Here is a 20,973-nt window from a genome sequence, read left to right as displayed (position 1 = left end):
CGCGGCGGGAGCAACGGGTCAGACCCGCTGCTCCACAGCTTCAGCCCCGCAGCTTGCGTGTCAGGGCTTCGACGTCGCGGGCGATCTGATCGTCCTGCGGCATCAGCTCCTCGATCTTGCGCACGCCGTGCAGGACCGTGGTGTGGTCGCGTCCGCCAAACCGACGGCCGATGTCGGGGTAGGAGCGGGTCGTGTGCTGCTTGCACAGATACATGGCGATCTGGCGCGGGCGGGCGACCGAACGGGTGCGGCGCTCGCTCAACAGGTCGGCCTGTTTCATGTTGAAGTGGTCGGCGACCGTCTTCTGGATCTCGTCCACGGTGATGCGGCGCTCGGGACCGCCGCGCATGGCCATGCCCAGCAGGGCCGAGGCTTCGTCCACCGACACCGACGACAGGCGCGCGCCCGCAGCAGCGGCCAGGGTGTTCACGGCGCCCTCAAGCTCGCGCATCGAGCCGGGGGTGCGGTCCACCAGCTGGGCCAGGACTTCGGGGTTGGCTTCGCCCTGGACGACGCCCAGGGCCGACAGGGCCTTCAGACGGTTCTGGGCCACGGCGATCTTCAGCTCGCGGTCGCCCGCCTCGACCGGGCAGGTCAGGCCGGCGGCGAGGTGGCTGCGCAGGCGCGGCTCGACCTCGGTCAGGGCCATGGGCGCACGGTCGGCCGAGAAGACGATGCGTTTGCCGTCCTCGATCAGGGCGGTCAGGGTCGAGAGCAGTTCTTCCTGGGTCGACGTCTTGCCGCCCACGAACTGGACGTCGTCCAGCAGCAGCATGTCGGCCGAGCGCAGGCTTTCCTTGAAGGCGGCGGTCGAGCGGTCCTGCATCGCCTTGACGAAGGTCGACAGGAAACGTTCGGCGGTCAGATAGACGACCTTGGCCTCAGGCCGCAGACGCTGGGCCTCCCAGGCGATGGCGTTCAGCAGGTGGGTCTTGCCGTAGCCGTAGGGGCCGCAGAAGAAGACGGGGTTGAAGTGTCCGTCGGCCCAGCTGGCCACCTGTTTGGCGATGGCCAGGGCGAAGGCGTTGCCCTGGCCCTCAACGAAGCTGTCGAACGTCAGGCGATCCTGCAGACCCGCGGCGCGAACGGCGCGGGCGCCGTCAGCGCTGATTTGGGCGGCGGGAGCCATCTGCGGCGAGGCGGCGAAGGCGGCCAGGCGCGGGGCGGCGTCCACCACATTGCCCGGCATCACGGCCGAGGCCGGCGGGGCCGATCCCACTTCGGCGCGGCAGCGCACCTCGAGACGGCGCGACAGGCCGTCCAGGCCCAGCCACAGCTCGTTCATGCGACGCAGGGCGTTCTTGCGCACCCAGTCGCGAGCATAGGCAGTCGGCGTGACCAGGATCAGATGGCCGGCGTTGTCCAAGCGGACGGCCGACGGGGCGATATAGGAGGAGAACGGGCCATCACCGATTTCAGCGCGCAGGCGCAAGGACGCCTCGCTCCAGATGCGGTCCGGATCCGTCAGTCCCGACGTCTTCGTTCCGCCTGCCATCGCCGCTGCGCCCCCAACCATCTTTGCCCGCCCACCTTAGAAGAACCATTCCGACCTTCCGCGCTTCAGGGCGATGGTTCAGGGACGACTTCTCCTGCGCCGAAAAGCGATGCTTTTCGGACGGGGTCTAACCTCTGAACAGACATCTCCCGCCGACGCGAAACACAGGCCTCGCGCCGTCTTCATCCGTGCTGGGATGGAAGTGCGTTAGAGGCCAAAACTTACGCCGCGAGCCGGGTGGGTCAACGCTGATTCGTTGGTCGATTCGCAGTTAAATTGTTTGACTCCGTCAAACCCTGACACCGCTTGGAATTTCGGCCGGATCATGGCTCGACGATCGGTGTTTTCGGGTTTGACAGTTAGCGACACAACGCAAAACGGCGAAGGAGCTTGCGCGCCTTCGCCGTTGATATTGCTTTATAATCCCACAACGAAACAGCGACAGCTGCTCCGTCCGCTGTTGGATTAATTTTGGCTCAGGCGGCCGACAGCTTCTTCAGCTGGGCGGCCAGGCGCGAAACCTTGCGCGAGCCGGTGTTCTTGTGAACGACGCCCTTGGAGACGGCGCGCATCAGCTCGGACTGGGCCTCGATGAAGGCGGTCTTGGCGACGGCGGCGTCGCCGCCGGCCAGAGCTTCCTGGAACTTGCGCAGATAGGTGCGGACGCGCGAGCGGCGCGCCTTGTTCACTTCGGTACGCGCTTCGATCTTGCGGATCGCCTTGCGGGCGCCGGGGTTGTTGGCCATGTCAAACCTTCGAACGGAAAACGCCGCGGAGCACACGTCCACGGCGCGGAAATCTCAAGAGGGCGGGCCTATAGCCGAAAGCCCGGAGGCGGTCAACGCGGAGTCTTCATCGCTGGACTCCGAGGTTGGGCCAGGACGCCGGTTTGAGCGCGCCTTGCGCGCTATCATCCAAACGCAACCCAACAGGCTTTAACGCGCTTTAGCGGACTTTCCGTCGCAGGTTTTTGCGTTGTGTCGAAAGTGCGCAACGCTTTCACTTTGTTCATGAATTGTGTCGTTTTACGGCCATGTTTGTCCCGTCCTGACAAGGGCTGAAATCATCTCCCGGATCGTCGTTCCATGACCCAGACCGCGCTTCTCCTGCTTGCGCTGGCCCCCGCCGCCGGTGTCGTCCAGCCTGCTCAGGCCCAAACCACAGAGGCTCAACCCGTAGAAGCGCAGGCGCAGGTCCAGCAGGAGGAGCCGACAGTCGTTTTGCCGGACGTGGAGGTGACGGCGGCGCGGCGCGGGGTGGCCTTGGGCGGGCAGGAACCGATCGTCTCTTACGACACCGCCCAGATCCAGGCGTTCGGCGCCACCAACATCGGCGAATTGATCACCCTGCTGGAGGCCCAGACCCGCAGCGCCCGCGGCGGGTCTCCGGTCTTCCTGGTCAACGGACGGCGTATCTCGGGCTTCCGCGAAATCCGCGGCATTCCGCCCGAGGCCATCGAGCGCTTCGACGTCCTGCCGGAAGAAACCGCGCTGTCCTATGGCTACAGCGCCAATCAGCGGGTGGTGAACATCGTGCTGAAGGCGGACTTCAAGTCCCTGACCGCCTCGGTCAACGTCAGCCGGCCGGAGCACGGCGGTCGCACGACCACCGCCAGCGAGAACAACGTCCTGCGCATCGCCGGCTCCGATCGCTGGTCAGTCGATATCAACGGCACGACCTCCAACACCCTGTTCGAGACCGAGCGCGACATCGACCGCAGCACGACAGCCGGCGGCGACAGCGAACTGGCCAACGCCTACCGCACCCTGTTGCCCAAGACCGACGAGCTGTCGGTGTCGGGGACCTACAAGCACGACCTAAACGACAAGGTCGGCATGACGCTGAGCGGCAGCGTGGAGGACTCAAACAGCTTCAGCTACCAGGGGCTGCCCAACGTTCAACTGACCGTCCCGGGGACCAATCCGTTCTCGCCGACCGGCCAGGACGCCAATCTGTTCAGCTATCTGGACCTGCCCGGCGCCCTGACGCGCAAGACCGACACCCGCACGGCCGAACTAGGCACGGTGTTCGACGGCTATGTCGGCGACTGGCGCTGGACGGCGACGGGGGAATACAGCCGCGTCGAGACCGACACCACGACGGGACGAGGCGTGAACGCGACGGCGTTGCGGGCCCTGATCGCGGGCGATCTGACCGTCAATCCGTTCGGCGACCTGACCGACCGGGCCATCGTCAATCCGCGCGACACTGCCAACTCCGTGGCCCAGACGGCGACGGCGGAACTGGTGTTGAACGGGCGTCCCTATGAGCTGCCGGCCGGCGACATCACCTCGACCTTCAAGGTCGGGGCGGGTTATCAATCGCTGGATTCCGAGAGCCTGCGTTTCTCCGAGAGCCTGGGTTCAAGTGTCGCTGTGGATCGATCGCAGTCGCGCAACTCAGGCAGCGTGCAGGCCAACTTTGACCTGCCGATCTCCAACGTCGAGCGCGGCGTCCTGCCCAAGATCGGCGACCTGTCGGCCAACCTGAACCTGGCCTATCAGGAACTGTCCGACTTCGGCGGCGTATCCTCGGTCGGGGCCGGGCTGAACTGGTCGCCGGTCGAGCGGCTGTCCTTCTCCGCCAACTATTCCGACGAGGGCAAGGCTCCGACGGTCCAGCAGTTGAACGACCCGACGGTGGGAACGCCGAATACGCCGGTCTTCGATTTCCGCACCGGCCAGACCGTCGAGATCAACCGGATCACCGGCGGCGATCCCAATCTGCAGGCCGAGGATCGGCGCATCCTGAAGCTGGGCATGAACTGGCAGCCGGTGTCGGACAAGGATTTCCGCCTGAACCTGGCCTACACACGCACCGAGGCGGACAACGAAATCTCCAGCTTCCCGGCCATCACGCCCGATCTGGAAGCGGCCCTGCCGGATCGGTTCGTTCGCGATGCGGACGGCAACCTGGTGTCCATCGACGCCCGTCCGCTGAACTTCTTCAAGCGCGAGCAGCAGGACGTTCAGTGGGGTTTCAACTTCTCGCGCCCATTCGGCAAGCCGAACCCCGCGGCCGCGGGCGGTCGTGGTCCGGGCGGACGCGGCGGTCCTGGTGGCGGTCCGGGCGGCGGCGGAATGATGATGATGGGAGGACCGGGCGGCCCTGGCGGACCCGGCGGCGGCGGGCGGATGCGCGGCGGGCGGGGATCGGGAATGCAGCCCGGCCAAGGCATCTTCAACCTGTCGCTGACCCACACCTGGCGTGTCCAGGACGAGGTCACCATTCGCGACGGTCTGGCGCCGCTGGACCTGCTGGACGGCGATTCCATCTCCGGCTCGGGCGGTCAGTCGCGCCATGAGGTCCAGCTTCAGACCGGGCTCTCCAGAAACGGTGTGGGCGCCTTCGTCAACGCCAACTGGCGCTCGGGCACGACGGTCAATGGCGACGCGCTGGGGTCGCCCGATCTGGACTTCTCGGGGCGGACCACGGTCAATCTGTTCGCCTTCGCCGACCTGACCCAACGCACGTCGTGGGTCGAGCGCTTCCCGATCCTGAAGGGCACGCGGATCGGCTTCGGCGTTCAGAACATCTTCGACGACCGCGTCTCGGTGACCAGCAGCGACGGTCAGAGGCCGGTCAACTATCAGCGCGACTATCTGGACCCGCAGGGGCGCGTCTTCCGCATCAATCTGCGCAAGATCCTCTTCTAGAGGATCAGGGCCAGACGGTCGCCAGGGCGATCATCACGACGGCGGCGGCGAGCGCCAGGGGAAAGAAAAGACGGTCGGACATCGATCCGACCGTTACCCCGACCTGCGCGGCGCGACAAGCGATGGCGAGGCCCGCGAGCCTTGACCGACTTCGGAGGGCGTCCTACCCCGAAAGGCCGTATTTCGAAGGACCGACCGAATGCCGCGCCTGATCCTGCTCCGCCACGGCCAGAGCCAGTGGAACCTCGAGAACCGCTTCACCGGCTGGGTCGACGTCGATCTGACGGCGGAGGGCGAGGCCCAGGCGCGTCGCGGCGGCGAACTGATCGCCGAGGCCGGCTTCAAGCCGGCAGTGATGTTCACCTCGGTCCTGACGCGCGCCCAGCGCACCGGCGCACTGGCGATGCAGGCGGCGGGCCTGACCGATGTGCCGGTGATCGAGGACTGGCGCCTGAACGAGCGCCATTACGGCGGTCTGACGGGTCTGAACAAGGCCGAGACGGCCCAGAAACACGGCGAAGACCAGGTCAAGATCTGGCGGCGCAGCTACGATGTGCCGCCGCCCCCGCTGGTGCCCGGCGGCGAGTTCGATTTCAACGCCGACCCCCGCTACGCCGGCAAGGCCATTCCCGACACCGAAAGCCTGAAGACCACCCTGGACCGGGTGAAGCCCTATTGGGACGCCGAGATCGCGCCGCGCCTGAAGGCGGGCGAGGACGTGCTGATCGCCGCCCATGGCAACTCCCTGCGCGCCATCGTCAAACTGCTGTTCGGCGTGCCGGACGATGAGATCGTCGGCGTCGAAATCCCGACCGGCAATCCGCTGGAGATCGATCTGGACGCGGACTTGAAGCCCACCGCCGCCCGCTACCTCGACGCCGCTCGCGCCGAGACATTGCCGACCGCATCATGAGCTGGAGCGAAGCCGACCAGGCCTTCATGGCCCAGGCGATCGCCCTGGCGACCGGCCGCATGGGCGAGACCTGGCCCAACCCGGCGGTCGGCTGCGTCATCGTCAAGGACGGCCGGGTCATCGCCCAGGCCGCCACCGCGCCGGGCGGCCGTCCCCATGCCGAGGAGCAGGCCGTGCCCGCCGCAGGCGCGGACGCCGTCGGTTCGACCGTCTATGTCACGCTGGAGCCCTGCGGCGCGCGGTCGTCAGGCCGCAAGTCCTGCGCCCACTTCCTGACCGAGGCGGGCGTGGCGCGGGTCGTGATCGCCTGTATGGACCCGTCGCCTTTCGCAGCCGGACGCGGTACGGAGCGACTGCGCGCGCAAGGGCTGACCGTGGAAACCGGCCTGATGTGCGAAGAGGGCGCGGCCCTGTGCGAAGGCTTCCTGCACCGGCTGGAGACCGGCCGTCCAATGGTGCGCATCAGCGAGGACGGCGCCGGGTTCGACGGCCGCTTCGTCGCCTCGCCCAAGGCCGATCTGATCACCGAGCTGAAGCGACTTGGGGAGGCCGGTTATACGCGCCTGTGGACCGGGCCGGGCGAGCTGGCCGAGGCCCTTCAGGGCCAGGGGCTGCTGACCGTCTGAGGCGGCTTCGCCGTTCAAAGGTTTCTTAAGTCAGGCCGCGTAATGTGCCCTGATGGCCCTCGCCGCTGAACCCCTCGTGAGAAAGCGCCTGACGCAGGCGGAGCTGGACGTCATCTGCGCCAAGCATGATCGACTATTCCAGGCCCGCCCCGGCGGCGCCCGCGCCGTCTTCGCGTGGATGGACTTGTCAGGCCTCAGCCTGAAGGGCCGCAATCTGGCCGACGCCGATTTCGCCGCCGCCTGTCTGGAAGGCTGTGACCTGACCGGCGCCAAGCTGGACAACGCCAACTTCTTCGGCGCGGACATGCAGGACGCGATCCTGGCCGAGGCCAGCCTGCGCCGTTCCGACCTGCGCGGCGCCTGTCTGCGCGGAGCGGACCTGTCGGGGGCCGATCTGTTCGAGGCCGACCTGCGCGAGGGCACCATCGCGGCCGCCGACGCCAGATTGGGTTTCAAAGTCATCGAGCCCCGCCACCGTGACGAAACCGAGGCCAGCGGCGCCTGCTTGGCCGGCGCCAATCTTCAACGCTCCAAAATGGCCGGCGTCATCGCGGTGAAGGCCGACTTCTCTGGCGCGGTGATGAAGGACTGCAAGCTCGTGCGGGCCAATCTGAAACAGGCGGATTTCCGCGGTGCCGACCTCGCCGGCGCGGATCTGTCAGGGGCGGATTTGTCGGGCGCGGACCTGCGCGACGCCATCCTTGTGGGCTGCAAGACGACCATGTGGCGCGCCGACGGCGCCGACATGCAGGGCGCCCTGACCGACAACAAGTCGTCCTGCGAATCCGTGGAAAAGATGCCGGCCGCCGAGATGCTGCGCGAACACGCGCGCTGGTGCGAGACCGGCGGCGCGGAAGGACAGCCGTCGGTCTTCAACGGCGTCGACCTGCGTCCGCTGAAGTCGATCACGGGCCTGAACCTGACCGCCCTGTCGGCCAAGGGCGCGGTCTTCTACGGCCTGGATATGGAGGGGGTGCAGTTGCAGGGCGCTCAGCTTGACAACGCCGACCTACGCTCCGCCAAGCTGCGTCGCGCCGACCTGCGCGGGGCGCGCCTGCGGGGCGCGCGACTGAACGGAGCGGACATGCGCGAGGCGCAACTGGGGCCGCTTCTGATCGCCGCCGACCGGCTGATGCCTGCAGATCTGACAGGCGCCGTGCTCCGCGGCGCGGACCTGTCGGGCGCCGACCTGAAGCGCGCCGTCCTGGCCGGCGCCGATCTGGGCCGTGCAACGATGCACGGCGCCCAGACCCGCCAGGCCGACCTGACCGACGCCAATCTGGCGGGCGTGCGCGGCCTGACCATCGATCAGGCCGCTTGAAGCCTTAGGCCAGCGCCTTCAGCTGATCGACCAGATCGGTCTTTTCCCAGCTGAAACCGCCGTCCGCGTCCGGCTTGCGGCCGAAGTGGCCGTAGGCGGCCGAGCGGGCGTAGATGGGCTTGTTCAATTGCAGATGCTGGCGGATCGCACGCGGCGTGGCGCCGCCGATCAGGTCCAGAATCTTGTCTTCCAGCACCGCTTCGGAAATCTTGCCGGTGCCGTGTAGATCAACGTGGATCGATTGGGGTTTGGCCACGCCGATGGCGTAGGAAATCTGGATGGTGCAGCGATCAGCCAGACCGGCGGCGACGACATTCTTGGCCAGATAGCGGCAGGCGTAGGCGGCCGAACGGTCCACCTTGGTTGGATCCTTACCCGAGAAGGCGCCGCCGCCGTGGGGCGCCGCGCCGCCGTAGGTGTCGACGATGATCTTGCGGCCGGTCAGGCCAGCGTCGCCGTCCGGTCCGCCGATCTCAAAGATGCCGGTCGGGTTGATGTGCCAGACCGTGTTCTCGTCGGTGAAGCCTTCCGGCAGCACTTCGAGAATATAGGGTTTGACGATCTCGGCGACCTGCTCGGAGCTCAGCCCCTTGGCGTGCTGGGTCGACAGAACGATCGAGGTAGCGCGGACCGGCTTGCCGTCCTCGTATTCGATCGTGACCTGACTCTTGGCGTCGGGCTCGAGCTGAGAGCCGCCGGCGTGGCGAACCTCGGCCAGGCGTTTCAGGATGTTGTGGCTGTACTGCAGGGTCGCCGGCATCAGCTCCGGCGTCTCGTTCGATGCATAGCCGAACATGATCCCCTGATCGCCCGCGCCCTCGTCCTTCTCGTTGGTCGAGTCGACGCCGACGGCGATGTCGGCCGATTGTGCGTGCAGGAAGCAGGAGTAGTCCGCCGTCTCCCAGTGGAAGCCGTCCTGCTCGTAGCCGATGTCCTTGACCGCGGCGCGGACCAGCGGCTCCAGGCTGTCGATGATGCTCTGGGTGAAGGCTTCGTTCTCTTCCTTGGTGTTGCCCGGCTGGGTGGCGCGAACCTCGCCGGCCAGCACGATGCGCTGGGTCGTCACCAGGGTCTCGCACGCCACGCGCGCCTCGGGATCCTTGGCCAGGAAAGCGTCCACGACCGTGTCGGAGATGCGGTCCGCGACCTTGTCGGGGTGGCCTTCGGAAACACTTTCCGAGGTGAAGAGGAAGGAAGAACGAGCGGCCAAGAGAGGCTCCTGTCAGTGTCAGACCGACAGACATATAAAGATATGCTTATATGTTCAAGTGATCTGACGCAGCGCCCAGCCGCTAGAAACTGCTTTGCGGCGTAAGCATATCGGCTGACTCCCCCTCATTTTAGGGTAAACAGGCCCAAGGGGGTCCCCATGCCAGAAGGCCTGACGACGAGAGAGAGCGAATGTGTCCGCCTGGCCGGCCAGGGTCTTGAGGACAAGGAAATCGCTGCGCGCCTGCGTATCTCGCCGCGCACGGTCGGCAATCACCTGCATCGCGCCTATGCCAAGCTGGGCGTTTCGGACCGCAAACTGGCGGCCCGGCGACTGAGTATTGGCTACTCAGAGGCGTCGATACTCATTCCCGACACCGGACCCAATACGCTCAATGATCCCACGTCGGCCGAACAGTCGGGCGATGCGGTTTCCGACCCAACGACATCCTGGCTTCTGCCTGCGCCTCCTCGGGGCGCTCTGGCGAGAGTGGGGATCATCGTCGCCGGGGCCGCTATCGCCCTTCTGTTCGCCATCGGGATCGTGACGGCGGGCATGGTGGTTCCATCCCTTTTCGACCGGCTTGCTCCCGCTGAAATGCGCTGACTAAACGGCTTAAAGGAAGGTGGAGCCAATGAAGAACATGCACGTCGGCGTCCGCGTGGCACGGCAGGTCAGAACCGCAGAACACGCCGTCGATCAGGCGATGATCGAGGTCAGCCGCTTGGTTCAGACCGCGTTGGAAGGTCGGGTCGAGGCGCGTCTGGCGGCCGAGGTTGGACAGGAAGCGCTGGCCAATATGGTGCGCGGCCTAAGCCAACTGGCCGAGGTTCGTAGCGCCGTCATCGCCAGTCACTGCGAACTGGCCCATGTCGCCGACGACCATCAGGTCGGCTGGCATATGGATGGCGCGCAAGAAGACAAGACGGTCAAACCCACTGGGTTCGCACCGGTTCTCGCCGTCGCCGCTTGATCGCGGCCATCGGAATGGGGTCGCCGCTGTCCTTGTTTCTGGTGGGTCTGACCTACGGCGTCATGGCGCTTCTGCTCTGGAAGGGTCGTATGCCGGAGCGGATCGCCTTGGTCGCTCTGGTCGTCCTCAACTGGGGCACGCCATTGGTCGATCACCTGTTCATCGGGCACTTCCGGTGGGGGGTGGCGATCCTGTCGGTGTCCATGTTCTGTCTGCTGGTCGGTCTGGCGCTCCGTTACGACCGATGGTGGCTGCTTCTCGCCGCCGGCGCCCAGCTCATCGCGGTTTCGACCCATCTGGCCGGCATCGCCGGCTCCGACGCCCTGCTGTGGTCGATCGTATCGACCCGAATGGTCGTCTGGTTCGAGCTCCTGCTTCTCGCCCTCTTCGGCGTCTGGGAGGCCCAGTGCGCCCCCTACGCCCGTCCCAAATCAGCGCCCGGATCGATCCGGGCGCTACAGAAAGTCTGAATGTCATGAACACCCAAACCACCCCCGCCTTCATGCCGCTTTTCCGCTCGTGGCTGGAAACGGCCAATCTGGCGAAACAGGTCGGATCGTCATCGTTGTCCGCCAGCGGCGAGAATCTACTCGTCGAACTGGATCTGGCGCCGATGGAAGCGGCGGAAACCACGCTTCTCGATCACGCCCCGACCTCGGCCGTCGAGGCGGTCTGCATGATCGAGATCATTCGCCAGAGCCTGTCCGACGCCGGCCGCTCGGACGGTCGCGATGCGCGCGCGCTGGACGCCATCCAGTCGTGGTTGGCAGGCGCCGCTCTCGACGGCGCCGATCATCGTGATGAGGTCGAGCAGTTGCTGAAAAGCGCTAGCAACAGGGCCTGATCAGCCGCGCAGGCCCTTGGCCACGGTTAGAAGGGCGTCGCGCTGGGCGGCGTCCTTGATGCCGCGGAAAGCCGCCAGCAGTTCGGCGACCCCGGGAGCGGCCAGCGCCAGCTCGTCGCCCTCGGCCGTTTCCAGTTCGCCCAGCAGGGCCGCGCCGGTCGATTTCAGCACCGAAGCGATCTGCAGCAGGCGGGCGGCCGAGACGCGGTTCACGCCCCGCTCGTACTTCTGGATCTGCTGGAAGGTCACGCCTGCGCCGGCGGCCAACTGCGCCTGGGTGATGCGCAGTTCCTCACGACGGGTGCGGATGCGTCCGCCGATGGCGATGTCTACGGGATCAACTGCGTCGTTCATGTCGGCCTGCGGGCATAGATAATGCGGCGCCATGGCCCCAAAACACCGACCCCGTCAAGCCAAAGCTGCTTAGCTAGGGATTGCTACGTGCGTTGCAGGTGACGATTCAACCTTTAGGATATATTTCGGCGATCTAGACGCCGCCTCCCGCGCGAACCGCGCTCGGAGAAGTGGTGCCGCTTAGGTGACTCGAACACCTGACCCCATCATTACGAATTCGATGGAAGCTTACTTGTCAAACTCAAGCCGCGCCTAGCTTCTGGCATCGTTTCGCTCAGGCTGAAAGCTCCCCACCCACAGGCTTCCCAGTTTGGGCCGAAGGGGCCATTGGGGTGTTTCCTAGTTAAAGATCGTTAGCGTGGGAACGCGACAAATTGCGACCTGCGCCATACCTGCATAGCCCGCGCTGCCAAGAGTTCACTTCGTAGGACGGCTCCGCTTCGTGGATGCCTTCGGAGCATCCGAAGAAGGCTTAGCTTTGCGGCCTTTCGCGCCCAGCCCAATCGACTTTGCCAGTTCCGACCGACGGGCCGAGTAGGCAGGCGAAACCATGGGGTAGGTGGAGGGTAGCCCATATCGATCGCGATATTCGTCTGGGGTGATCCCGTTCGACGATAGATGGCGCTTCAACGACTTGTAGGTTCGACCGTCTAGGAAACTAACCAGACCCTCATCGGTGATCGACTTCCGGATTTGCCCGGCACTGGCACGAGCGTAGATTTCGACAGCTTCCGGTTCAGGCTGGCCGACGTTCGCAAGCGCCGCATGGGTGGACGAGATCAGATCGCCGATCCGCTCCGGTGCCAGGTTGTTGTTCGAGAGGTAGTTGGCCACGATCCCAACCGTCATGTCGAGAAGCGATGAAGTCGGCTGATCAGTCATTTGGCGATGCGTTCCTGGCGATGGCAGAATCCCGGCTGAATCGACATTCCGTGCCCACCGTAAGCCGACATTCTGAGCGTCTGCAATGGGTGGACAGCCGACATCTTACCCGCGACTTCGCGCGTGCTCCGCCGCCAGTGTTGCAATGATACGGAGGTCGCCCGCGTTCACGTCCAGCGGCTCGTGCAGTTGAGAGAGTGCGTGGGTGATATCGTCGTCGTTGATCGAGAACGAGGGCGCTGTCGCGGCCTGGACGACTCTCGGATAGCGATGCCCCGAGAAGCGGTGAAATAGCCAGGCGACACCGAGCAAAAGCGCAGCGTTGAGCGCGACCGGCAAAAGAGGAAACAACCAGCTCGAAGCTGGGGCGCCAATGCCGGCGAGCACCGGGATCAGAGCCGTTCCACCGCCCGGTGGATGCAGGCAACGAAGAAGCGACATCATCGCGATGGCCACTCCAACGGCGAGCCCTCCTCCGAGCATGGGGTCATCGATCAAGTGAGCGATCGTGACGCCGATGGCCGCCGAAACGACATTGCCGCCCAGAACAGGCCAGGGCTGTGCAAGAGGGCTTGCCGGAACGGCGAAGACGAGAACAGCGGAGGCTCCCATCGACGCGATCATCAACAAGTGCGCCGGGCTGTCCGATCCCAGTATCCATTGCGTGGCGAGCCCGGTCGCCGCGATCCCGATTATGGATCCACCGCAGGCGACGATGCGATCGAGAATCGTCGCGCCAGCCAGGATGGGTCGGAATATCTGCATGGCAAGATCCTACGCGCTAGTCGGCGTGTCACACAGATATTCACCGTCTGCAACGCTGGGCCCCAACCATTTGGCGACAGCGCTTAAACGAGACATCGCAACCCGAGCCGGAGAGCCGCTATTTTGGGGCGGCTGCGGGTCGTCATGCGAACTCATACTGACCGAAGACGGATCCATGCCGTGAACCGACGTTCGGAACTTCACCTAGGGGTGGTTAGCGGACTCGGCTGGCGGCGTTCCAAAAAGGCCGTCGATCGACACCACAACGCGATCTACTTGTGTCAAAGCTCGGTTTCTTCGAGGTCGCGAAGGTCCCGCCCTCGAGTCTCGCGACCCAGCCAGAGGATTAATATTAGAGCTCCAGCCATCGGTACGCCAATTAATGCCGCCGCTACCCCGAACGGCGGCGTCAGGGCCGCGACGCTCAGCCCCTGAGCCAGCAAGCCGCCGAGCTTTGAACACCCGGCGATCCAGCCCGTTGCTCGGCCACGTATCCGCAACGGATAGTTCTCGGCTGTGTACGGTAGAATGATCGAAATTACGCCGCTGGACCCGACGATCAGAAGTGCAAGGGGAGCGATTGGGTCCGCCAGCCACTCTACGCCCGCACCCCGCATGAGGAACCCGACGAGGCCCAACGCAGTGACGCCCAACATCAAGGCGAGCGACTTCTTGGTGGACCATCGGCTGTACAGCCAGACAGATACCAGCACGGTGGGAGCGGCGATGAGGGTCGATTTGGCGATCAGGCCCCCCGCAGCTTCCATGCTGCGTCCTTCGGCGACCAGAGCACCCGGCAGCCACAACAGAAGACCAAAGTTGACCAGCCCCCAACTTAGCGCTGCAAGCGTGAGCGCGACGGTCACGCCCAGGTGCCGACGATCGACGGGGGGGAGATGCGAGTGATCTCCCCGCGTCGGCCCAGGCTGATCCTCGGCGTTTGAGCGAACGACCGCTCCGAACCGGGCCAGCACGGCTCGCGCCTCGTCTATCCGGCCGATGTGCTGCAGAAACCGAGCGGACTCGGGCAGCAGTGGGCTGAGCGCGATCAGCAGCAGGCCTGTCGGCAGGTTCAGGAACCACATGATGCGCCAGCCCCAATCCGGTTGCAGCCAAGCGGCCAAGACGCTGGCGGCGAAATAGCCACCTACCGCCCCTATGCCCCCCACTAAGACCAGGGCCCAGCCGCGATGCTTAGTCGGCATGATCTCAGCCAAGAGAGCGTAGGCCACCGGCAACATGCCGCCAGCCGCCGCGCCCATGAGAAAGCACATGCCGACATTCCACCAGAAATCCGGCATGGCTCCGCAGATCGACGTACCGATAAACATCACGCTGGACAGCAGGATCGTGGCTCGGCGACCGTAGATGTCGGCGAGCCAACCCCAGACGAAAGAGCCAACCACTGTTCCCGACAGTGCAGCGAAGGGCAGAACCGCCACCATGGCACCGCCGACGCCATACTCGGCGCTCATCCCAGGCGTAACAAAACCCAAGCTGGCCGGTTTCATGATGTCGATAATCAAGGCCAAGGCCAGCAACGCCATCATGCCCCAGTGCGCTCGCGTCAGCGGCGCATCCTCCGGCGGGGCTATGATTTCGGCGGTCGCCGCAACCTCGATCGTTGCCGGCAACAGACCATAACCGGTCAGCGCAATCCCAACCAAGATCGCGGCCATGCCCCACATCATCCCGGCGTCCATGGCCATCCCGACTAGCTGGAACCCCATGTCGCGGCCCATCCAGTACATGGGCAGGTGCAACACCACCCCTATCGTGACTACCAAGCAACCCAGCCAGAAGGCCCAGGCATTTCTGCGAGATTGAAGCAAATTTCGTTCCCCCAAGGATCACTCGCGCGTAGCCGAGTTCGATCTCGAGGCAAAGCTGCTACTTGGCAACCGTTGGATGAAGGTCCGATATGGGTCGATTTGCGAAGTTGGCTCACTTCCCGAAAGCGGACATCGGTTGCAATGCCAAGAGCGGACGTTGCGGACTTCCGATAGGGGTGGATAAGGCTAATTTTCGCGTCACCGCTCGTGAACGGATGTGTCAATCCAGCCAGAGATGTTACACCTCTCCGCCGCCTTCAATCCAGTTGATTCCATGTTGAGCTATGAGCTGTCGGCATGTCATTGGCTGAAGGAAAAGGCGGGTTTCTTCGGAAGAGAATGGCTGTCGCCAGTGCAATAGAGTGGATCTCAAGGCTGCATTGGCTGGCATGGAAAACATTTCTAGATCGGGTGCGGCATGATGATCTGGATCGGCAGGTGGAGGCACATATACAGTGCCATATACTTCGTCCGCTAACAGCTGAGCTTGGGGCGCAATCAGATTCAGGTTTTGTTTATGATATGCGCAGCCAAGAAATATTAGCCGCTCAGAGTCACGGACTATATGACGCAGCAAGTCGCTTTCGCCAGACTGAACCTTCTCGGAGAAGGTTCGAATACCTCGCGCAAGTTGCTCAATCCCATCTGATGACTGAACTTCCGTAAACTGACGTGGCGCGTTACCGTTCTCGTCCTGCCCGAGCGCCCCGTAGGCGTGGAGGATCGTCGCATGAGATACAACTTCTTCCGCTGCTTCAGTCGAGAGTCCCGAATGGGCGGCAAGAGCCCGTACAAGGAAGGCTTCCAAGGTGCGATCATAGTTAAACGTGATCACTTGAAGCCGCTTGAAAGCTTCGTCTAAGTTTCGTCTAGATACACCTGCCACAATCAAACGAAACAGCTGGTGATATACTGAAGAGTTTCCCGCCTCCAGGGCCCGTCCCGCGGGCTTGCTACCTATGGCGGATCGTTGTTCTTCCAAAGCGATGGCGCACGCAATGGACCACTTGGCAACCTGCACCAGCACGTGGTCGTGTTGGTGATGCTCTACAAGATTATCGATGGAGGCAGCGTATGGAAGTGCGGCTCTTAAGGTGCGCGACGCATCAAACCATTCAGGATTGCCGTGTTGCCCCAGCAACCATCTCAGCTTCTCGTTACCCCCCTCGCCGTGATTTTTTGGCAGAACTTCAACGAGTTTAAGCTTTAAGCCCTCGCCTAGCGGGAGACCAAGATCAGCGCTGAATGCGGCACCTAAAACGAATGTGGTTGATGGCCGAAGCATGCATCCTCCAGTGCGTGACAGTTCGCCTGGGCTACTGTTGAATCGTCAGAGCGCAAAGCGAGACTGACGACTGGGTGACTGCTCGAGCTGATCCCAGGCAGTCGTAATAGCAAATCTTGTTCATGCCGGATTGCCGCTCGCCTCTCGCGAAGCAGGTGGTCGATCCCGATGGTGGTGGACTAAGTGGACGCGGGAACTGTTGCGGTCTTTGGGACGGCGCAACCACCGACAGGGCGCACAACGACACAGACGACTGCGTCACCACGTGCGCCGAGCCAAGGCAGTCATAATAGCAAAGCTTATTGAATCCTGACGTTTGCTCGCCAGTGGCCATGCACATTGTCTGGGGGGCTGGAACCAACGCCGGAGACAAAGCTGCGGCAGATGGAATGCTTGCGGCGGTTGCCAAAGCCGCTACGAGGCTTCCAATTTTCACCAAGCTGCGGTGGTGTTGCCGTTTCATCTTCAATCCCCTGTTCCCTATGCACCACCAGGTAGCACAGAGGATTGCTGACCATGCAACTGCGGCGGTGCCACCAGTGGCGGATAACTAGGCCGTCGCCTCCATCAGATCACTGAACCTCGTCGTGTAGCGCGGAGATCGATTATTCGCTCTGGTGGACCAAGTGGTTGCCTTGCCGATCCCCCCTGGACGAAGGGTGTCACGCCCAAACCGAGCGTTTACAGAATCCAGGGCCACCATAAGCTTTTCGGATTTCACCGGGTCGTTCGTCGGCAGTAGATTGAGAGACGCCTGAGCCTCGGCCTGAAGGTCCAGCAGGATCACCCCACACTTTGCGTAGCGAAGGCCAGGCTTCCACATCGAGCCTCCCGCGCTGACGGCCTGGCGGATGATAGAAAAGCTGTCGCTCGTAGGCTCAATCTCAAACGATCGCTGACCGTTGTACCAAGGCTCGCCTGAGTGTGGATTGGTGTGAAAGAACACCTGCATCCCCGTGGCGGCCAAACCATGTGTGCGGCACTTTTCAGCGGCCCTGGATGCGTGAGCCGCAAGGGCTTCTCGCATGTCCTCCCAAGTCTCGAGAGGGCGTCCGAACATGCGCGTGACCGACACTGTCTGCCTCTTCGCCGGAGCCAGCGTCAGAGGCATGCATGACACACCATTCAGTTCGGCATGGGTTCGCTGGCCGGTGACGGTCATCAACTTCCTGATCGAAGCCGAGGGCAGACTGGCGAACTGATCCACGGTGAAGATGCCGAGCCCATTTAGCTTGGCCTGCGATGCGCCACCTACGCCCCAGATTTCTGAGATCGGCATTTCAGCGAAGGCTTGGCGGCGGGCATCCAGATCGCTGAAATCGGAAACACCAATCTCTGTGCCCTTGGCGTGCTTGTTCGCCAGCTTGGCGAGCGTCTTGGTCGGGCCGATGCCGATGCAGGTAGGAATTTTGGCGACCTGCCGAACACGGTCGCGGACACGCCGGCAGTAGTCCACCCGAGCGAACTGGGTCAAATCCACGAACATCTCGTCGATGGAGTAGGGCTCCACGCGCTGGAAGTGCTCGGACAGCACCTCAAACACCCTCCTGCTCATGTCGCCGTAAAGCGCATAGTTGGACGACTTGGCTATGACGTTGCGGAACTCGGGCTTGCGTTTCGACAGGTGCCAGACCTCGCCCATCTTGATCCCGAGCGCCTTGGCCTCTGCTGACCGGGCTATGGCGCAGCCGTCGTTGTTCGACAGCACGATCACCGGCTTGCCTCTCAGGGTAGGATCGAACGCCCGCTCGCACGAGACATAGAAGTTGTTGCCGTCGATCAGGCCAAACATCAGACGTCGGTCCGAACGAGTGCCGCGATCATCGCCCACACCTCGGTGTCATCACTGATCGGCTGCGGCGCGTAGTTGGAGGGCTCCAGCCACCACTCCCCGTCTTTCTCCGTCAGGATCGCCAGGACAACATCACCATGAACGAAGGCGACACAGACCTTTCCTGATCGGGGCTCTCCGTCCGTGTTGACCACGAGAATGTCGCCGGAGTGGATGCCTCGCTTACGCAGGCCATCACCCTTCACCCGGACGGCGTAACGTTGTGGCCGACGAAGCTCCAACAGCTCGGCCAGATCAGGGACAGCTTCGACGTGATCCTGGGCTGGGCTCTGAAAGCCGGTGGTTTCGTCCCCTCTGTATGCCTTCGCGCCCATGACGAGAACATATGCAGAACATTTGGGGGTGTGGGAAGAAGGATCGGCCGCCGCCTGTGGACCGAACCTATGGCGGCGCTGGAAAACACCACTTGCGAAACACTGGTATTACGCAGTTAGTCCGGCCCATGAGCGAACACGAAAAACAGATAGACGTCGCGATCGGTAAGGCCATTACCGGCCGTCGCGAAGCGATCGGAATGACACAGCGCCGGTTGGGCGAGGCGATCGGCGTCACTTTCCAGCAGGTGCAGAAATACGAGACGGGTAAGAACCGGATCGCCGCTCCGAAGCTGGTGCTCGCCGCCAAGGCGCTGAAGTGTGACGTGGCCGAACTCGTCGGAGAGAACCGTGGCGACCATCCCGGAAGCGCCCGCTTGATCAGGGCGTGGTCCAACCTGAATGACAAACAGCGCGAGGCCGTCACGTCCATGATCGAGGCCTTCGAATAGGAGGCCCAGGGTGTGCAACAACTACGCCTCGCACGTCCCCGCGTCGCAGATCGCTGACGCCTTCAGTGAGACGGGTTTCCCGCTTCGCTTCGACGGTGGCGCGATCCCGAACATCGAGCCGAACGATGACATCAAGATCGGTGACACACCCTCGATCGTGACGTGGGACGAAGGGCCTCTCCTGACATCGATGCAATGGTCCTGGCGATCTCCGCAAGGCCGCCCGGTGTTCAACTTCCGAAGCGACGGGCGAGAGTTTGGCAACACCACGCGATGCCTGATCCCGGCGTCGGCCTTCTACGAATTCACGGACGCCGAGCCTGGACAGAAGCGAAAGACCAAGTGGTCATTCTCGATGACGGGGGAGGCGTGGTTCTGGATCGCCGGACTAGTGAAGGATGGCGCTTGGGCCATGCTGACGACAGAGCCCGGACCTGATGTGTCGCCCTACCACGATCGGCAGATTGTCGTGCTGCAACCCCCGGCCGGGCTGGACTGGCTGACGTTGAAAAGTCCTGCGGCCGAAACACTGAAGCCGTCGTCTGCTGGCTCTTTTCAGGTTGTGAAAGTGTTCCCCTGAACTCGCCGAGGTTGATGGTGTCGCTCCAACCTTTAGGGCCGACGCAATCAAGGGCCACAAAAGCGCTTGCCGCATTTAACGCCTGCCCACCACAGCGCATTTTGTTTCTCCGATTGCTGTTCGGGCAACCGCAATGGTAAGGCGGCGCTTGTCACAACCGGGGGGCTGACGTGCTGAGTCGAATTGAAGACGTTTATCTGAACATCTTGCGGATCGCCGTGCTGTGTATCGCAACGATTGCATTGTTGGCGTTCGTCTTTTCTCTAATGCAATCAGGCCCGGTGTTGGGCCGGCTAGTCGGGGTCTCCACAACCACAGAGATTCAGAACGCCACGCTCTCGGCCTTCGTGGCGGAAAACAGGGAGGCCTTGGGCGCGCCGGACTCGGCAGCTGCCATCGACGCGTCAGCCCAAGTAGTCCCTCAACCGATAGAGAAGGCTGCGGAAAACATTAGCGCATATGTTGCCAAGCACCACGGCTTCACAATTGAGATGGTGCAGGCACGTGCACATCTAATGTCGTTCCACGATGCCATGCCACTGGCCTACCAAGCACAATATGCAGCCAGCATCGAAGCGATGACCAAGCAGTTGGTCGATGCGGTCGGTGAACCTCTCTCCACGGAGAACCTGAACCGAGCGATTGCTTGGCACGCAGATCGATTCCAAAGTCAGATCCAGGAAAAAGAGCTAATTAAAGCGGAAAGCGCATCAAAAGCCGTCGTAGCTGCAACGGTCGCGGGGATGTCGCTGCTCACCTTCCTGATCGTGATCTTCTTCTTTGTAGTTGTGAAGATCGAGCGGAACCTGCGGGTGGTTCGCACTCAGAACGTTTCGGGAGCCGTCTAGTGGAGTTCCGTCTTCAACTCGCATCGTGCTTCGCCACCTGTCTCCTTTTAGTGGCGTGCGATCAGAAACAAGAAGCGGCACCTGTAGATACGACGCTCGCCACAGCATCGACCACTAATGAGCCGTGGGCCACGTATGATTCATATGCCGCACCCTCCGATGCAGCGCCTGCTGACCAAAATGGCGGTGAGCAACTCGATGGCGCTGCCCTAAACGCACAGCTCGCAACCCAAGTTATGAGAATATATGAGGGGCCACGCGCCGCTCCCATTCTTGATGACGACGAACGCGCCTACAGAACTCGCATTCTGCAAGCAGCCGCTGAAGGCGTCAATTTTGCTGGTGCCAGTACGGTGGTGCAGATTGGCTGTGGTTCCGGCTGTAGCTTTGCTTATGTAATCAATCAGGAAACGGGAGACGTGCGTCCCCTGGGCCTTGGTGGCGAAGAGCAAATGTACCTGACACTTATGTTTGAGGCAGATCAGCGCGTCCTTGAGGCAAGCTGGGAAAATGGCGACCAGTGCATTCGAGCGTCCTATTTATGGAACGACAGAACACTGGATCCTCTGGACCAGGAACAGGCTTACGCAAAAGTCGATGGCAGTTGCGATCAAGCAGGCGCTTGATCTTCTGACGATTTGAAGACGATTTGGTGTGGTTGGCATTCTTACAGCCGGTCCTGAATCCTTCAGAAGATCGACGGGCTGCATCTCGACGGCAAAAAAAAATAGGTGCCCATCCGCACCCCGACGTGAGCCAGGATGCGGATGA

Annotated in this window: 22 protein-coding genes; 12 read left to right on the top strand and 10 right to left on the bottom strand. The window is 62.8% G+C overall.

The window, feature by feature from the left end; genetic code table 11:
• Positions 1-40: 40 nt before the first annotated feature.
• Complete coding sequence (dnaA, locus tag ASF81_RS07090; RefSeq protein ID WP_369814904.1) at positions 41-1,516, bottom strand: chromosomal replication initiator protein DnaA; 1,476 nt, start codon at positions 1,514-1,516, stop codon at positions 41-43.
• A gap of 455 nt (positions 1,517-1,971) precedes the next feature.
• The gene (rpsT, locus tag ASF81_RS07085) at positions 1,972-2,241 is read right to left on the bottom strand and encodes a 30S ribosomal protein S20 (protein ID WP_017505938.1); all 270 of its coding nucleotides are present in this window, start codon (positions 2,239-2,241) and stop codon (positions 1,972-1,974) included.
• 339 nt (positions 2,242-2,580) lie between these two features.
• On the opposite strand from rpsT, the gene ASF81_RS07080 reads away from it, so the two are divergent.
• The 4 genes from ASF81_RS07080 to ASF81_RS07065 all read left to right on the top strand — a co-directional run bounded on the left by ASF81_RS07080 (position 2,581) and on the right by ASF81_RS07065 (position 8,011).
• A complete protein-coding gene (locus ASF81_RS07080; RefSeq protein ID WP_055806762.1) occupies positions 2,581-5,151 on the top strand; it encodes a TonB-dependent siderophore receptor in 2,571 nt (856 codons plus the stop codon).
• Between the two features lie 199 nt (positions 5,152-5,350).
• Positions 5,351-6,064: a 2,3-diphosphoglycerate-dependent phosphoglycerate mutase gene (gene gpmA, locus ASF81_RS07075; RefSeq protein WP_055806759.1), complete on the top strand. Its 714-nt coding sequence runs from the start codon at positions 5,351-5,353 to the stop codon at positions 6,062-6,064.
• Positions 6,061-6,690 (top strand): bifunctional diaminohydroxyphosphoribosylaminopyrimidine deaminase/5-amino-6-(5-phosphoribosylamino)uracil reductase RibD, encoded by a 630-nt coding sequence (locus ASF81_RS07070; protein WP_055806758.1) that lies wholly within the window; start codon positions 6,061-6,063, stop codon positions 6,688-6,690. The genes gpmA and ASF81_RS07070 overlap by 4 nt, the downstream gene beginning before the upstream one ends.
• Before the next feature lie 52 nt (positions 6,691-6,742).
• Positions 6,743-8,011 carry a pentapeptide repeat-containing protein gene (locus ASF81_RS07065; protein ID WP_156363172.1) on the top strand — a complete coding sequence of 423 codons (1,269 nt, stop codon included), beginning with the start codon at positions 6,743-6,745 and terminating at the stop codon, positions 8,009-8,011.
• Between the two features lie 4 nt (positions 8,012-8,015).
• On the opposite strand, the gene metK is transcribed toward ASF81_RS07065, so the two are convergent.
• The gene (metK, locus tag ASF81_RS07060) at positions 8,016-9,221 is read right to left on the bottom strand and encodes a methionine adenosyltransferase (RefSeq protein ID WP_055806751.1); all 1,206 of its coding nucleotides are present in this window, start codon (positions 9,219-9,221) and stop codon (positions 8,016-8,018) included.
• 159 nt (positions 9,222-9,380) lie between these two features.
• Here metK and ASF81_RS07055 point away from each other — a divergent pair, with 159 nt between their 5' ends.
• Genes ASF81_RS07055 through ASF81_RS07040 form a run of 4 tightly spaced genes read left to right on the top strand, consistent with a single transcriptional unit; the run spans position 9,381 to position 11,038 of the window.
• Positions 9,381-9,827, top strand: a complete 447-nt coding sequence (locus ASF81_RS07055; protein ID WP_055806748.1) for a helix-turn-helix transcriptional regulator — start codon at positions 9,381-9,383, stop codon at positions 9,825-9,827.
• Between the two features lie 28 nt (positions 9,828-9,855).
• Entirely contained in the window at positions 9,856-10,194 is a 339-nt protein-coding gene (locus ASF81_RS07050) for a hypothetical protein (RefSeq protein WP_200932903.1), read from the top strand.
• A gap of 14 nt (positions 10,195-10,208) precedes the next feature.
• Positions 10,209-10,664, top strand: coding sequence for a hypothetical protein (locus ASF81_RS07045; RefSeq protein ID WP_055807023.1), 456 nt, complete (start codon positions 10,209-10,211; stop codon positions 10,662-10,664).
• Between the two features lie 5 nt (positions 10,665-10,669).
• Positions 10,670-11,038 (top strand): hypothetical protein, encoded by a 369-nt coding sequence (locus ASF81_RS07040; protein ID WP_055806745.1) that lies wholly within the window; start codon positions 10,670-10,672, stop codon positions 11,036-11,038.
• Here the strand turns inward: ASF81_RS07040 and ASF81_RS07035 are convergent, their stop codons facing one another.
• The 7 genes from ASF81_RS07035 to ASF81_RS07010 all read right to left on the bottom strand — a co-directional run bounded on the left by ASF81_RS07035 (position 11,039) and on the right by ASF81_RS07010 (position 18,322).
• On the bottom strand, positions 11,039-11,392 hold the full coding sequence (locus ASF81_RS07035; protein WP_039246365.1) for a helix-turn-helix domain-containing protein: 354 nt from the start codon (positions 11,390-11,392) through the stop codon (positions 11,039-11,041).
• Positions 11,393-11,809: 417 nt separating this feature from the next.
• On the bottom strand, positions 11,810-12,274 hold the full coding sequence (locus ASF81_RS07030) for a MucR family transcriptional regulator (protein WP_055806741.1): 465 nt from the start codon (positions 12,272-12,274) through the stop codon (positions 11,810-11,812).
• Between the two features lie 105 nt (positions 12,275-12,379).
• A complete protein-coding gene (locus tag ASF81_RS07025) occupies positions 12,380-13,039 on the bottom strand; it encodes an HPP family protein (RefSeq protein WP_055806738.1) in 660 nt (219 codons plus the stop codon).
• Positions 13,040-13,320: 281 nt separating this feature from the next.
• Entirely contained in the window at positions 13,321-14,805 is a 1,485-nt protein-coding gene (locus tag ASF81_RS07020; RefSeq protein WP_230974889.1) for an MFS transporter, read from the bottom strand.
• Positions 14,806-15,109: 304 nt separating this feature from the next.
• Positions 15,110-16,156 (bottom strand): hypothetical protein, encoded by a 1,047-nt coding sequence (locus ASF81_RS15025; RefSeq protein ID WP_156363171.1) that lies wholly within the window; start codon positions 16,154-16,156, stop codon positions 15,110-15,112.
• 550 nt (positions 16,157-16,706) lie between these two features.
• Complete coding sequence (locus tag ASF81_RS07015; protein WP_055806732.1) at positions 16,707-17,948, bottom strand: Y-family DNA polymerase; 1,242 nt, start codon at positions 17,946-17,948, stop codon at positions 16,707-16,709.
• Positions 17,948-18,322 (bottom strand): LexA family transcriptional regulator, encoded by a 375-nt coding sequence (locus ASF81_RS07010; protein WP_055806729.1) that lies wholly within the window; start codon positions 18,320-18,322, stop codon positions 17,948-17,950. The genes ASF81_RS07015 and ASF81_RS07010 overlap by 1 nt, the downstream gene beginning before the upstream one ends.
• A 128-nt stretch (positions 18,323-18,450) precedes the next feature.
• On the opposite strand from ASF81_RS07010, the gene ASF81_RS07005 reads away from it, so the two are divergent.
• The 4 genes from ASF81_RS07005 to ASF81_RS15020 all read left to right on the top strand — a co-directional run bounded on the left by ASF81_RS07005 (position 18,451) and on the right by ASF81_RS15020 (position 20,828).
• The gene (locus ASF81_RS07005) at positions 18,451-18,774 is read left to right on the top strand and encodes a helix-turn-helix domain-containing protein (RefSeq protein WP_055806726.1); all 324 of its coding nucleotides are present in this window, start codon (positions 18,451-18,453) and stop codon (positions 18,772-18,774) included.
• 10 nt (positions 18,775-18,784) lie between these two features.
• Positions 18,785-19,354: an SOS response-associated peptidase family protein gene (locus ASF81_RS07000; RefSeq protein WP_055806723.1), complete on the top strand. Its 570-nt coding sequence runs from the start codon at positions 18,785-18,787 to the stop codon at positions 19,352-19,354.
• 170 nt (positions 19,355-19,524) lie between these two features.
• Complete coding sequence (locus ASF81_RS06995; protein WP_055806720.1) at positions 19,525-20,202, top strand: hypothetical protein; 678 nt, start codon at positions 19,525-19,527, stop codon at positions 20,200-20,202.
• Positions 20,202-20,828, top strand: coding sequence for a hypothetical protein (locus ASF81_RS15020; protein WP_156363170.1), 627 nt, complete (start codon positions 20,202-20,204; stop codon positions 20,826-20,828). The genes ASF81_RS06995 and ASF81_RS15020 overlap by 1 nt, the downstream gene beginning before the upstream one ends.
• Positions 20,829-20,973 lie beyond the last annotated feature (145 nt).

The organism is Brevundimonas sp. Leaf168 (assembly GCF_001423685.1).
Classification (GTDB): Bacteria; Pseudomonadota; Alphaproteobacteria; order Caulobacterales; family Caulobacteraceae; genus Brevundimonas; species Brevundimonas vesicularis_C.
The sequence above is the reverse complement of the archived record's forward strand: the minus strand, read 5'-3'. Positions and strand labels throughout refer to the sequence as shown.

Coding starts and splice junctions, on each gene's coding strand:
- ASF81_RS15025 (WP_156363171.1), bottom strand. CDS start 16,156: ATGCTTCGGCCATCAACCACATTCGTTTTAGGTGCCGCATTCAGCGCT.
- ASF81_RS07055 (WP_055806748.1), top strand. CDS start 9,381: ATGCCAGAAGGCCTGACGACGAGAGAGAGCGAATGTGTCCGCCTGGCC.
- ASF81_RS07010 (WP_055806729.1), bottom strand. CDS start 18,322: ATGGGCGCGAAGGCATACAGAGGGGACGAAACCACCGGCTTTCAGAGC.
- ASF81_RS07050 (WP_200932903.1), top strand. CDS start 9,856: ATGAAGAACATGCACGTCGGCGTCCGCGTGGCACGGCAGGTCAGAACC.
- ASF81_RS07040 (WP_055806745.1), top strand. CDS start 10,670: ATGAACACCCAAACCACCCCCGCCTTCATGCCGCTTTTCCGCTCGTGG.
- ASF81_RS07045 (WP_055807023.1), top strand. CDS start 10,209: ATGGGGTCGCCGCTGTCCTTGTTTCTGGTGGGTCTGACCTACGGCGTC.
- ASF81_RS07070 (WP_055806758.1), top strand. CDS start 6,061: ATGAGCTGGAGCGAAGCCGACCAGGCCTTCATGGCCCAGGCGATCGCC.
- ASF81_RS07015 (WP_055806732.1), bottom strand. CDS start 17,948: ATGTTTGGCCTGATCGACGGCAACAACTTCTATGTCTCGTGCGAGCGG.
- dnaA (WP_369814904.1), bottom strand. CDS start 1,516: ATGGTTGGGGGCGCAGCGGCGATGGCAGGCGGAACGAAGACGTCGGGA.
- gpmA (WP_055806759.1), top strand. CDS start 5,351: ATGCCGCGCCTGATCCTGCTCCGCCACGGCCAGAGCCAGTGGAACCTC.
- ASF81_RS07035 (WP_039246365.1), bottom strand. CDS start 11,392: ATGAACGACGCAGTTGATCCCGTAGACATCGCCATCGGCGGACGCATC.
- ASF81_RS07025 (WP_055806738.1), bottom strand. CDS start 13,039: ATGCAGATATTCCGACCCATCCTGGCTGGCGCGACGATTCTCGATCGC.
- ASF81_RS07030 (WP_055806741.1), bottom strand. CDS start 12,274: ATGACTGATCAGCCGACTTCATCGCTTCTCGACATGACGGTTGGGATC.
- rpsT (WP_017505938.1), bottom strand. CDS start 2,241: ATGGCCAACAACCCCGGCGCCCGCAAGGCGATCCGCAAGATCGAAGCG.
- ASF81_RS07065 (WP_156363172.1), top strand. CDS start 6,743: ATGGCCCTCGCCGCTGAACCCCTCGTGAGAAAGCGCCTGACGCAGGCG.
- ASF81_RS07005 (WP_055806726.1), top strand. CDS start 18,451: ATGAGCGAACACGAAAAACAGATAGACGTCGCGATCGGTAAGGCCATT.
- ASF81_RS07080 (WP_055806762.1), top strand. CDS start 2,581: ATGACCCAGACCGCGCTTCTCCTGCTTGCGCTGGCCCCCGCCGCCGGT.